This window comes from Erythrobacter sp. (genome assembly GCF_030066995.1).
GTDB lineage: Bacteria > Pseudomonadota > Alphaproteobacteria > Sphingomonadales > Sphingomonadaceae > Erythrobacter.
On the sequence record NZ_JASJAP010000006.1, the window covers coordinates 77720 to 90642 of the forward strand.

Sequence of the window (12923 nt, forward strand, 5' to 3'; positions counted from 1 at the left end):
ACGACGCCTTTAGCGCACGATGGCCTCAAAAGTTATAGGCGACTTCCACTCCAAAGCGCCGGAGACCTCCGGGCGAAATGAACGAACCGCCAAACTCGATGGCGGGGATGACCTCATTCACATATTCCTCATTGGTGAGGTTCTCGGCAAAGGCAATGATTGTGATGCTATCGTCGATCTCGACACCGACGCGGACATCCAGGACACCGAAGGCCTCGCGCTCGGTGACCGTGTAGTCCGCATCGCCCACTTCAGCCGGAAGCGCCAGAGCCGAACCCGGCAGGAGCCCGCTGAAAAGCGTGGGAGAGGTGTCGTCCTGTACGGTGTGGAACCAGGTCGGCCCGGTGATGCGGTAGTCGGCGCGCGCGACGAAATCGAGAGTATCGGTCACCGGCACGTCGAACTGGCTTCCTACATTGATCGTGTAATCGGCAGTGTAAGGGGATTCGTTGCCCACTGTGACCGGGCGCGAGGCGTTCTCCTTGATCTCGCTTTCGGTGACATTGCCCGAGGCGAACAGCGTCCACCCATCGATCGGCTCCGCCACGATATTGAGTTCAGCCCCATAGATTTCGACCTCGTCGATGTTGGAGACCACCCGCAGCAATCCGAAATCGCCGACAAAGAACTCGAAGAACTGCATGTCATCGACATCGGTGTAGTATCCCGCCAGGTCGAAGGTTACCGCGCCGCCAAGCAAAGCGCCCTTGAGGCCCGCTTCGAAAGCCGACGACGTTTCTTTGCGGAACTGGTCTTCGATCAAGACGTCGGTGCCGATGAACTGGTTGAAGCTTTGATCGACAATGGCGGCCGAGCCTTGGTTGTTGAAGCCGCCGGCTTTGAACCCAATGCCCCAGTTGGCGTAGAGATTGACCGTGTCTGTCAGCTCGTAGCGCAGCGAAATCTTGGGCTGAAACTGGCGGAATGTCTCCGACTGATCCGGGATCGGTCCGAAGGCAAGGCCAGGGTTGATCGGCGCGCCCGTAATCGGATCCGCCACATCCGGTACAAGGCTGGAAACGCTGCGATCCTCGATGTCGTAGCGGCCCGCCAGGCTGACGGTGAAGCGATCGCTCACATCCCAATCCACCGATGCAAACGCGGCGTAGACATCGGTCGAGAAGTCATCGTTGAACAGCTGCGATGTGGGGTTGAATGAACCCGGCGGATTGTAAAGCTCGCGGCTGACGCCCTCGCCCAGATCCGCGCCGATGCTGACCCCGACCTGGCGATCGATGTGAAGATAATACGCGCCCACCTGCCACTCGATTGGACCGCCTGTGTTCGACGCCAGGCGGACTTCCGCACTGAAATCGGTTTGATTGCGGATTTGCAGCTGGGTGCCATCGCAGGTCGTCGGGCTATAGGCGCCAAAGGTCGATCCGGTGACCGGATCAAAGATGAAAGGCACGGGAGTCTCGCCGATAAAGGTCGGCGGATTGGTGGGAAAACCCGTCAGCTCAGCGGTCGAGGCGAAACAAGCGTTTGAGGCTGCGACCGAGTCCTCCGTCGCGCCTGGAAAGGTGAAGCGCGCAAAATCGGCCGACGTTCCGTCCGCGATCAAGAGCTGATCGACGTCGCTGTAGAGGCCCCAGGCGGTCAGCGTGACCGTTTCAAACTCGTGCCGAACCAGAGCGGAAAACTCGAAGGTCTCCTGCTCGTTGATCGGGCGAATGTTCGAATAGTAATCGAATTGATGCTCGTTCACGTCTCCGAAGAAGGCGGGGTCTGTCCCCGCGAAGGCCGGCAGTTGAAACGTCGTGTTGAAGTTGATCGAGGCGGCCAGGAGGTCTTCGTAGCGCGCCTTGACGTCAAGCTCGGTGTTCGGCCCCAGCTCAGCAACAACCCGGCCATCGACCGACCAGATCTCCTGATCATCGACCACATTGTCATCGAGGAAGCGATTGAAGAAGAAACCATCGGTACCGAAATAGTTGGCTGAAAGCACGAAACCCACACTCTCACTGAGCGGCGCGGCGACATATCCGTTGACCTGATAGGTGTTATCTTCAGCCGCCGAAGTGAGCAGACGGCCTTCAACCTCATCGCCCGGCTTTGCGGTTTGGATCACGATGGCGCCCGCCGCGGCGTTACGGCCGTAGAGCGCGCCCTGCGGCCCTTTCAGAACCTCGATCTGGCGCAGGGTGCCCTGCCGCTGGTTGAGCTGAGCCGTGTTGGTCTTCAAGATACCGTCGACCACCAGCGCGACCGAGCTCTCCGCGTCGCGCGCGCCATTGATCCCACGGATATTGATCTGGGTGTCGCCCGCTTCGGCTGTTCCCGTCACGATGGTGACGCCGGGGGTGAGCTGAACGAAGTCGTCCGCGCGCTCAATCCCGGCGGCGCGCAACGTATCCTGGGTGAACACGGTGATCGCGGCGGGCACTTCGGCGAGCGTTTCGGACTGCCGCCGTGCGGTCACTATGATTGTGTTGTCCTCACCCTCTTCGGTGGCGGCTTCGCCGTTGGTCTGGGCAGCGGCAGGCTGCGCGCTCGCCAGCGCCCCCAGAGCGACGCTGGAGACAAAAATGGATTTGGCGGATCGTGTCATCAGGGATTCCTCAAAAGTCCATCCGACTGGCCCCCGCGTCTTACGCACGGCGTGTTTCCCACTCGGCGGGGATGGTGCGCCCTGGACCACCGATCCACGGCGCGCGGTTCTGAATCGAATGCGCCAGCCTCGCGGGTGTGGTCAGTCTCTCAAAGCGCGCGCTGGATCCCTGTCAGCCACGGCCCCTCGAGTGTTGACACAAGCCGGTCGCACTCACGTGGTGTCGTGCACTTATTGTATACAATTTGCCCGCGTCAAGAAAAATTGATAGGCCGCACACAAGTGTAGGCGCGGGGACGTGAATTGAGGTTTTTGGGTCACGTTTTGAACGCTTCGGAGACGCGCGCAGGGCCGGGTCAGGGGCGCTGTGTCGCTTTCTGGTGCGTTTCTGTACCCTTTGAGTGCCCTTCGGATTTGCCCGCATGAGCACGGCGTCGGACACCGCCTATGAAAAGATCCGTCAGCATTTGCTCGAAGGAAGGGTTCGGCCCGGCGATCGCCTGACCGAAGAACAGCTTTCCGCAATTGCCGGTGTAAGCCGCACGCCGGTGCGCGAGGCGGTTTCCCGGCTGGAGCGCGAGCTGCTGCTGATGCGCACGCAATCCAATCGCATTGTCGTGCCCGATTGGGGCGAGGACGAGATCGATGAGTTGTTCACCCTGCGCCAGATGCTCGAAAGCCACGCCGCCGAGCGCGCCGCGACGAGGGTCAGCGCTCAGGACATCGACGAACTTGCGCGGATCAATTCCGAACTGCACGAGGCGGTCGCGCTTGATCCTCCGGACGTGGCGCGCTTCCTCGATGCCAATCGCCTGTTTCACGAGGCGGTGACCGAGGCGGCGCATTCGCCGCGCCTGGGGCGGATCCTGGCAACGCTGGTGGAGCAGCCCGTTGTCCTGCACACGGCGCGCGAATACTCGATTGAGGATCTGAGGCAATCCTCGCGCGATCACGACGAACTCATCGCCGCCTTTCGGGCGCGTGACCCGCACTGGGCGCGCGCGATCATGGGCAGCCATTTGCGCCGGGCGTTTCACGTCTTCGCCGACGCGATGGGCGAGCAGCGCTCAAGCGCGGAAGGAGCCTGCGCAGCAGAGTAAGCGCAGCGGAGTAGGCGCGGCTTAGATGATGCCGCGCGCTTCAAGGTCGGCCATGGTCTGGCTGTCCATGCCCAGAAGCTCGCCATAGATCGCCTCGTTGTGCTCACCCAGGTCAGGGCCGACCCATTCGACATGGCCCGGTGTTGCGGAGAGTTTGGGCGCCACGTTCTGCATCTTGAAGTTCTCATAACGCGGATGCTCGCGCTCGATGATCGCCTCACGCGCCGCGAAATGCGGGTCCTGGAGCATTTCGGGAGCGCGGTAGATATTGCCCGCCGGAACCCCGTGTTCCTCACACTTGGCAAGCACTTCAGCGCTCGTGTGCTGCTGGGTCCACGCACCGATCAGCTCATCAAGCTCGCCCTGGCGCTCCCCGCGCGCAACATGGCTGTTGTAGCGCGGATCATCGCCCAGCTCTGGCCTGCCCATCATCGCCGACATGCGCTTCCACACGCTGTCCTGATTGCCCGCGACCAGCACGCTGCCATCCTTGGTCGGATAGACGTTGGACGGTGCGATCTTTGGCAGGATCGATCCGGTCCGCTCGCGGATATGACCGGTGACGGTGTATTCCGGCACGGTCGATTCCATCATCGCCAGCACGGCTTCGTAGATGGCCGAATCGACGACCTGGCCCTCGCCTGTCTTGTGGCGATGATTGAGCGCCATCAGGGCACCGAGGCACGCATAGGTCGCCGCAAGCGAGTCCCCAATCGAGAGGCCCGCGCGGCTTGGCGGGCGATCCGGTTCGCCGGAAATATAGCGCATGCCGCCCATCGCCTCGCCAATCCCGCCATAGCCCGCGCGGCTCGAATACGGACCGCTTTGACCATAACCCGAAACCCGGATCATGATCAGCCCGGCGTTGATCGCGTGCAACTCTTCCCAGCCCAGATTCCAGCGCTCCAGCGTGCCGGGGCGAAAGTTCTCAAGCAGAAAGTCGGCCTTCTCAACCAGTTGCTTGACGATCGCCTGACCCTCTTTTTCGCGGAGGTTAAGCGTGATCGATTTCTTGTTGCGCGCCACGACCGAAAACCACAGCGGCACGCCCTGCCCCCAGTTTCGCATCGCATCGCCCACCTTTGGCGGCTCGATCTTGATCACCTCAGCGCCGTGATCGGCCATCAACTGACCGCAAAACGGCCCCGCGATGAGCTGCCCCATCTCGATCAGACGCAGTCCTGAAAGCGCGCCAGTTGCGCCATCTTGTCCCATGCAATGCTCCCTTTTGCCCCCGCCTGGGAGCCCGATTTACCTGCGAATCACTCGCAGCTAGAGAAGGCACTGAAAGGCACCTAACCCGTGCAGAGCGTCTTCTCGACCGACACAGCGACCCGCTAACGTTGCAGCGGGCGCCCATGGCGACTGGACTGCGCCTATAGGCAGCAGATTTGCTTTTGTATACAATTTGCGTATGGGATGCGGGTCTGGGGAGCAGGACAAGAGCCCGATTCATGGTAGCGCAAAGCATCGAACTGGTTGAGGTGGGGCCGCGCGACGGGCTCCAGAACGAACCCGACATCGTCTCCACCTCCGACAAGCTCGCGCTGGTTGAGCGGATGATCGAATACGGCGCGCGCCGCCTGGAGGTGGCGAGCTTCGTGCACCCTGAACGTGTGCCGCAAATGGCGGACGCCGAGGCGGTCATCGCTGGCCTGCCAGACCGCGAACACATCACCTATATCGGGCTTGCCCTCAACAAGCGCGGCGTGCTGCGCGGGCTCGCGACGCGCGAAGGGGGAAAGCGAGGCATCGACCAAATTGGCTGCGTGATCGTGGCGAGCGACACGTTCGGCCAGAAGAATCAGGGTCAGACCATTGCGCAAGGGATCGCTCAGAACCGCGAGATGATCCGCCTCTGCAAAGCCGAGGGATTGTCCGCACAAATCACGATCTCCGCCGCTTTCGGCTGCCCCTTCGAAGGTGAGGTCAAACCCGAAACCGTTCTCTCCATCGCTGAAGATCTGGCCGCCGAAGGCCCGATTGAAATCGCGCTTGCCGATACGATTGGCGTCGGTGTCCCCGCACAAATGACCGATCTGTTTGGCCAGCTTGGCGAGTTGCTGGCGGGCGAGATCCCGATGCGCTGCCATTTTCACAACACGCGCGGCACCGGCATAGCAAACGCCTGGGCCGCCTATCAGGCGGGCGTGGGGGTGTTCGACGCCTCGCTCGGCGGGCTTGGGGGCTGCCCCTTTGCACCCCGGGCCACCGGCAACATTGCAACCGAAGACCTCGTCTACCTGATGGACGCATCCAGGATCGAAAGCGGTGTGAACCTTGAAGAAGTTATCGCGACCAATCGCTGGTTCGCATCCATTCTCGATCGCGAATTGCCTTCGCTCGTAGCCCGCGCGGCGTGAGTTCGGGCGCAAACCTAAAGACCCATCTCAGGGAGAGCGCATGACCTACAGATTGGGTGTCGATGTTGGCGGCACGTTTACCGACCTGCTCTTGTTCGATGAAAGCAACGGCGCTTTCTGGCGCCACAAGACGCCGTCCACCCCTCACGACAGTTCCGAGGGCATCCTCAACGGAGTGAAGGCGATCACCGCCGAAGCGGGAGTGTCGGCCAAGGACATTGCCTATTTCCTCCACGGGACCACGGTCGCGACCAACGCCGTGCTGGAAGGCAAGGGCGCGAAGGTCGGACTTATCGTGACCGAGGGGTATCGCGACATCATGCAGATAGCGCGCAGCTTTGTGCCCGGGGGCCTGGCTGCGTGGATCGTGTGGCCCAAGCCCCAGCCCCTCGCCGCGCTCCAAAACACGATCGATGTGCCCGAACGCATGGACGCTAATGGCAAGGAGGTACGGCGACTGGACGAGAACGCGGTGCGCGCAGCGCTACGCAAGCTGAAAGGTCAGGGCATAGAGGCGCTGACCGTCAGCCTGATCAACGCCTATGTCAACGGCGCGCACGAAACGCGGATCGGCGAGATCGCCGCCGAGGAAATACCCGGCATCCCGGTGTCGCTCAGTCACGAAGTGCTGCCGGAAATGCAGGAATACGAACGCACACTTTCGACTGTTGCCAACGCGGCGGTGCGCCCCGTGGTGAGTAAGTACGTCTCGAACCTGCGCGATAAGCTTGAAGACGAAGGCCTCGAAGGCAAGCTTTCGCTGCTGCGATCGGATGGCGGCCTGATGAGCAGCCAGAAGGCCGAAGAGCACCCGGTCAACATCCTGATGTCGGGCCCCGCTGGCGGGGTGACGGGCGCGCTGTGGGTGGCAAAGAACGCCGGGCTCAAGAATATTCTCACGCTCGACGTGGGCGGCACCTCGACCGACGTTGCGCTGATCGAGGGGCTAGAGCCGCGCCGCCAGCGCACCACCGAGGTCGGCCATCTTTCGGTGCGCGCGTCGGCGCTCGATGTGAAAACCGTGGGCGCGGGCGGCGGTTCGATCGCGCATGTGCCCGAGCTCACCGGCGCGCTGCGTGTCGGGCCGGAAAGCGCGGGCGCGGTACCCGGCCCGGTCGCGTATGGCAAAGGCGGCGAGCTGCCGACCGTAACGGATGCGAACGTGGTGCTGGGCTATCTGCCCGAAGACCTGCTGGGCGGCAGCTTCCAGCTTGATCGCGAAGGCGCCAAGAAAGCGGTGCAGATCATCGCCGACGCGCTCGGGGTCAGCCTGATGGAAGCGGCGCGCGGCATCATCGATATCGTCAACGAGAACATGTTCGGCGCGCTGCGCATGATCAGCGTACAGCAGGGCTACGACCCGCGCGAATTTGCGGTGATGGGCTTCGGCGGCGCGGGACCGCTGCACGTCAACGCAGTTGCCAAGCTGATGGGCAGCTGGCCCGCCGTCTCGCCTGTCTCGCCCGGAGTGCTGTGCGCGCTGGGCGACGCGACGACGCGCATGCGCACCGAAACCGCGCGGAGCTTTTCCAGGCTTGCCAGGGATACGAGCGTTGCCGATCTCGTCACGGTCCTGCGCGAAATGGCCGAACAGACACGCGGCGAATTGCTCGCCGACGGGGTGGCCGATGCGGACATCACCGCCGAGTTCGAAGTCGACATTCGCTACGCCGGCCAGGCTTTCGAAGTGCCGCTCACCATTGATGAGGCGGTGCTCGAAGCCGACGGGATCGAAGGCATCCTTGCGCGCTTCGACGAGGAGCACCGCCGCCTTTTCACCTTCAACATGGACACCCCGCACGAGATCGTGAACCTGCGCGCGGTGGCTCTTGGAAAAGCGCCCGCGCTGCCCGCCGCTGAGCTCCCCAAAGGCAATGGCGATCCGATCGGAGCCAAGATCCGCGACCACACGCTCTGGATGGACGGCGAGGAGCGCGCGGCGGTGATCTATGACAGGTCCAGGCTCAAGCAGGGCGATCGCATTCCAGGCCCCGCGATCGTGACCGAGATGGATTCCACCACCCTGATCGAAACCGGCTGCGTCGCGACCGTCGACGCTTCGGGAAACATTCTGATCGAACTGCAGTGAATTTGGATTTTCATACCGCTCCCCCGCGAAGGCGGGGGCCCAGAGCAACAAGTACCGGTGTCCGGAAAGCTCTGGATCCCCGCCTTCGCGGGGAAGCGGCAAAATCCAGCTTGGAGACAAACTAATGCCCGCGCAAATCATCGAAACCAACGCCACGCCCTTTGCGAAGATCGATATCGATCCGGTGACGCTCGATATCATCGAAAACGCCCTGCGCAACGCGCGCATCGAGATGGACGCAACGCTCGTGCGCACCGCCATGTCGCCTGGCATCCGCGAACAGGGCGACGCCTTCCCGATGATCGCCGACCCCTCCGGCAAGATGATCGTCGGCCAGTTCGGCAGCTTCATCGATGGCTTCCTCAAAGGCTTTGACGGCACGCTCGAAGACGGGGACATGATCTTCCTCTCCGATCCCTATTCGTGCGAGGGCGCGGTCAGCCATTCGAACGACTGGTTGGTGTTGCTGCCAGTGTTCAAGGACGCTCGCCTCATCGCCTACACCGCGATGTTCGGGCACCAGTCCGATATCGGCGGCAGCGTGCCAGGCTCGATGCCGATCAACGCGTCTTCGATCTTTGAAGAGGGCGTGCGCATCCCGCCGGTCAAGATCTGGAAGAGAGGCGAGTATAACGAGGATCTGATGCGCCTCGTCATGCACCAGACACGCAAACCCGATTGGTGTCAGGCCGATCTCAACGCGATCATCGCCAGTTGCCGCGTCGCGGCCAAGCGCATCGTCGAAATGGCCGATCGGTTTGGCGACGATGTCTATGTCTCCGCGACGCAAGAGCTGCTCGCGCGCAACCACCGGGCTATGAAAGCGCTGATCGCGATGGCGGTCGCGGAAGAGCCGGTGAGCTTCACCGATTACATCTGCGATGATGGCAAGGGCTTTGGCCCCTACAAGATCACCTGCACCATGCACCGCGAAGGCGACAAGGTGATCCTCGATTTCGAAGGCACCGACCCGCAATCCGCCGCTTCGATCAACTTTTTCCTCAACGAAAACATGTTCAAGATGTTTTTCGGCATCTACATGATCATGGTCTTCGACCCGCAGATCCTGTTCAACGACGGGTTCTACGATCTCATCGACGTGCGCATTCCCGAAGGTTCGCTGTTGAAGCCGCAATTCCCGGCGGCCCTGTCAGGGCGCACGCACGCGCTGGGACGGATTTTCGATATTCTGGGAGGGCTTCTGGGTCAGAAGACCCCGGAATTCCTGAACGCGGCCGGATTCTCCTCCTCGCCCCACCTGTTCTATTCGGGCTGGGACAACCGCTCCGGACACGAAGGCGAATGGTTCCAGCTTTTCCAGATCGGCTTTGGCGGTATCCCCGGACGGCCTCTGGGCGATGGCCCGGATGGCCACTCGCTGTGGCCGGGTTTTACCAACGTGCCCAACGAATTCCTTGAGCGCTATTTCCCGATGCGGATCGAGCGCTATTCGACCGAGCCCGACAGCGGCGGCGCTGGCCTGCATCGCGGCGGCAACGGCATCCACATGACCTACCGCTTCCTCGCCGATGGCAAGATCGCCATTCACGATGATCGCTGGTTCGTCCCGCCCTGGGGGGTCAATGGCGGCCTTCCGGGCGCGCGCGCCAAAAAACTGCTCGAACGCGCCGATGGCTCGACCACGGTGGTCGGCAACAAGGTGGAAGATGTCGAGATCAAGGCGGGCGACCGGCTGCACTTCATCACCTGGGGAGGCGGCGGCTGGGGCGACCCACTGGAGCGCGATCCCGAAACCGTCGGCCTCGAGATCCGGCAAGGTCTCGTCACCCCCGGCGGCGCGCGCGATTATGGCGTGGTGGCCGATGAGGACGGCGTGATCGACGCCGACGAAACCGAAGCGCTGCGCGCCGAGCTTCGCGCGAGCCGGGGCGAGCTGCCGCTATTCGACTACGGCCCGCCGATCGAGACGCTGCGCGAAACCTGCACGCATGAGACCGGCCTACCGGCTCCTAAAGCGCCGCAATGGGGTCCGAAAACGGCGGCGGCTTAATGGGATAAGCTCTGGCTCTTTGTGCGCTCCTGCGAAAGCAGGAGCCCAGTGCAACCGAGCGCCACCCTCTCTGGACTCCTGCTTTCGCAGGAGCGCGCAGACATCGTGACGTCTTCGCCTACCGGACCCGCGAAGGCGCAATCAGCACGGCGTTAGCGATCATCAGGTCAAGCCCGTCGAGGTAGCCACGGGTCGAGGGATCGTGGGCGAAGGCGATGGTCATCCCCTCGCCCGTCGGCTGCGCCATCAGGTAGGGTTTGAAAGCCATCTGGCGCTGGTTCTCCGACCAGACATAACCGCTCGCAATCAGGTCATCGGCGCTCGCAAAGCGTACCGCATTGAGGCCGTTCGCGCGGCTCAAAGGAGTATAGACCGATGAACCATCGGCGTTGACTACACCGCCGTCATCATAGCCCGCCGAGAGGAACGAATTGGTGTCCGCCACCACGTTCAGCAACGCGCCCGGCAACGAATCGGGCAGTGCGTTTTCGTCCTCGATGGCTTCGCGGTAGCTCTCCTCGTCCTCAATCTCGCTGGCCTTGGCGAGCGATCCGCCATTCTCGCCTTCTGGATCGGAGAGATCGCTGCCAATCGCCGCTTCGCGGGTGACAGACAGCATCGGGTTGTCGCCGCGCGTAAAGGCGTCAAGGCTGCGCCCAACCGCGACCAACACGCCGCCGCGCTCCACGAAGCTGCGCAGATTGCTCATGCCGCTGGATCCCATGACGCCCGCTGGCGAGCCTTCGGGGATGAGGATGACGTCGTAGTCGGCGAAGTCGGTGCGGCCAAAGCGGTTGGTGCGGATCGGCGTCACCGGCAGGCCAAAGCGCTGCTCGAGGATGAAGCGCAGAGCGCCCGCGCTGAGTTGCGAGACGCCTTCGTCCCAGGCGATCGCAACCTTGGGAAGCGTCAACGTCGTAAAGCTGCCCGATCCCCAATTGGGACCATCCTCGACCCAGCTTGAGGCCAGTCGCACGGTTTCCCCGCCCACTTGGCTTGAAAGTGCTTCGATCTTTGCAAGCGCGCCATCCCCGTTGGCCTTCGCACCGAAGACCACGGTGCCGCGCGGGAAGGTGCGCCCGTCGGAGGTGAATTCCTCATCGGTCAAGCGGCCCACCATCCCTTCGCGGATCGCGAGGGTGACAAGGCGCGCCTGCCCGCTGTCGGTCCACGGAACCGCGACAGCAAAGTCGCCCGAACCGCCGGTGATCGCCGGGACCGGCGCGTCCTCAGAGACCGGTGCACCACCGGGCATGGAGCCGCACACATCCACATTAACCCCGGACATAAGGCCAACCGACCACGCGGTGACATCGTAGAGCTCGTGCCCCAGATCCTCCTGGCGCCGCTCTTCCTGCTCGGCGATGAACTCGCGCGGCAACTCGGTGTTGCGATCCAGCAGAGCGCGCACCAGACGCGCCGCTCCCTGCGCCTGTGGAACCGCGAGGTAGCCGCGCGGATAGGATCGCCCGCACACGCTCACCGGCCCCTCGCGGCGCACTACATTAATGCCCTGCCCGACCAGTCGGCGGGCCAGGGCTTCAGCGTTCCAGCGTCGCTTGGCAAGGTCAATAACATAAGCTCCGCTTCCGGCTGCGCCCGAGGCGTTGGCGCGCCGATACTCAGCGTAATTGGAGAGGAACTGGTCAGCGTTCTGCGCCACCGCGTCGGCAGTCGAGAAGCTGGCGATAAAATGGTTGCGCGTGGCTTCAGCGTAGGTGAGCAAACTGCCATCGCTGCGCTCGAACACGAGCCCGCGCGGCGAACCTTGCTCAAAGGTCATTCCGATCGCCCCCTGGTGTGTGTTCCAGGTGTCGCCGTAGCCGGGGTAGAACAGGTCGAATACTTCGCGGGTGAAATAGGGCTCGCCCATCTGATCGAAATAAGCCGCGTTGTTGCGCCCGATCACTTCGTAGCCCTGGCGCTGTGATTGCGTGATGTTGGGGCTTATTGGTTCGGCGGCCGGATTGAAGAAATAGGTGCTATCGCCGCCCATTTCGTGGACGTCGGCGACCACCACCGGGCGCCAGGACAGCATCGCCTTCACCTTGGCTCTTGTTTCGGGCTGAGTGAGCGCGAACCAGTCGCGGTTCATATCGAACATGTAGTGGTTGACGCGGCCTGAGGGCCAACCCTCATCGTGCTCGGCTGCCTGACGGTCGCTGCGCGGCTCAATCCCCACATTCGAGCGGAAGTTGTAGATGAAGCGGTCACGCCCGTCGGGATTCTGCACCGGATCGATGATGACAAGCGTTTCTTCCATCATCTTGGCGACGCGCGGATCGTTCTTAGCGGCGAGCAGGTGGTAGGCCATCATCATCGCCGCATCGGTGCAGGAAACCTCGTTACCGTGCACGGAGTAGGCCAGCCAAGTGACCGGCAGCGCCGATCCGTTGCCGGTCTCGCCCGCAGCGATGGTCGCAAGGTCCGACTGGATCGCGTCAAGACGCGCAATGTTCTGCGGTGCAGACAGAATGACGTAATTGAGTGGGCGTCCTTGCCAGGTCTCGCCGTAATTCACGATCTTCATGCGGTCCGGCGCGGCCTTGGCCAGAGCCTCAAGATAGTTCAGCGCCTCGGCGGAGGTGGACATGCGCGTGCCTGGCGCGTGGCCCAGTGTGTCGGTGACGGTCGGGATCGCCGGATCGAACTCGCCCGGCAGGAAGCTTTGGGCCTGAGCCGCGCCCATCGTGGCCATAAGCGCCGCGAATCCCGCTAGCGCTCTTGCGAAAAACCCTCGCCTCATCGACAAACCTTTCCCTGAGAATTCGATGTTTGCTTTGACGCCAACGGGCGCGCCCCGTCAAGC

The 12923-nt window shown here is 62.5% G+C and carries 7 protein-coding genes; 4 read left to right on the top strand and 3 right to left on the bottom strand.

What is annotated here, in order from left to right; all coding sequences use genetic code 11:
• Window positions 1-25: 25 nt before the first annotated feature.
• A complete protein-coding gene (locus QNI87_RS14150) occupies window positions 26-2551 on the bottom strand; it encodes a TonB-dependent receptor (RefSeq protein ID WP_300597680.1) in 2526 nt (841 codons plus the stop codon).
• A 422-nt stretch (window positions 2552-2973) separates the two neighbouring features.
• Here QNI87_RS14150 and QNI87_RS14155 point away from each other — a divergent pair, with 422 nt between their 5' ends.
• Window positions 2974-3651, top strand: a complete 678-nt coding sequence (locus tag QNI87_RS14155; RefSeq protein WP_300597682.1) for a GntR family transcriptional regulator — start codon at window positions 2974-2976, stop codon at window positions 3649-3651.
• 21 nt (window positions 3652-3672) lie between these two features.
• Here QNI87_RS14155 and QNI87_RS14160 read toward each other — a convergent pair whose 3' ends face one another.
• Entirely contained in the window at window positions 3673-4866 is a 1194-nt protein-coding gene (locus QNI87_RS14160; protein ID WP_300597684.1) for a CoA transferase, read from the bottom strand.
• A gap of 239 nt (window positions 4867-5105) precedes the next feature.
• On the opposite strand from QNI87_RS14160, the gene QNI87_RS14165 reads away from it, so the two are divergent.
• The 3 genes from QNI87_RS14165 (at window position 5106) to QNI87_RS14175 (ending at window position 10114) form a co-directional block, all read left to right on the top strand.
• Window positions 5106-6014 carry a hydroxymethylglutaryl-CoA lyase gene (locus QNI87_RS14165; protein ID WP_300597686.1) on the top strand — a complete coding sequence of 303 codons (909 nt, stop codon included), beginning with the start codon at window positions 5106-5108 and terminating at the stop codon, window positions 6012-6014.
• Window positions 6015-6054: 40 nt separating this feature from the next.
• On the top strand, window positions 6055-8103 hold the full coding sequence (locus QNI87_RS14170; protein WP_300597688.1) for a hydantoinase/oxoprolinase family protein: 2049 nt from the start codon (window positions 6055-6057) through the stop codon (window positions 8101-8103).
• Between the two features lie 124 nt (window positions 8104-8227).
• The gene (locus tag QNI87_RS14175) at window positions 8228-10114 is read left to right on the top strand and encodes a hydantoinase B/oxoprolinase family protein (protein WP_300597690.1); all 1887 of its coding nucleotides are present in this window, start codon (window positions 8228-8230) and stop codon (window positions 10112-10114) included.
• A 118-nt stretch (window positions 10115-10232) separates the two neighbouring features.
• On the opposite strand, the gene QNI87_RS14180 is transcribed toward QNI87_RS14175, so the two are convergent.
• Complete coding sequence (locus QNI87_RS14180; protein ID WP_300597692.1) at window positions 10233-12812, bottom strand: M14 metallopeptidase family protein; 2580 nt, start codon at window positions 12810-12812, stop codon at window positions 10233-10235.
• Between the last annotated feature and the right edge of the window lie 111 nt (window positions 12813-12923).

Coding starts and splice junctions, on each gene's coding strand:
- QNI87_RS14150 (WP_300597680.1), bottom strand. CDS start 2,551: ATGACACGATCCGCCAAATCCATTTTTGTCTCCAGCGTCGCTCTGGGG.
- QNI87_RS14155 (WP_300597682.1), top strand. CDS start 2,974: ATGAGCACGGCGTCGGACACCGCCTATGAAAAGATCCGTCAGCATTTG.
- QNI87_RS14160 (WP_300597684.1), bottom strand. CDS start 4,866: ATGGGACAAGATGGCGCAACTGGCGCGCTTTCAGGACTGCGTCTGATC.
- QNI87_RS14165 (WP_300597686.1), top strand. CDS start 5,106: ATGGTAGCGCAAAGCATCGAACTGGTTGAGGTGGGGCCGCGCGACGGG.
- QNI87_RS14170 (WP_300597688.1), top strand. CDS start 6,055: ATGACCTACAGATTGGGTGTCGATGTTGGCGGCACGTTTACCGACCTG.
- QNI87_RS14175 (WP_300597690.1), top strand. CDS start 8,228: ATGCCCGCGCAAATCATCGAAACCAACGCCACGCCCTTTGCGAAGATC.
- QNI87_RS14180 (WP_300597692.1), bottom strand. CDS start 12,812: ATGGCCACGATGGGCGCGGCTCAGGCCCAAAGCTTCCTGCCGGGCGAG.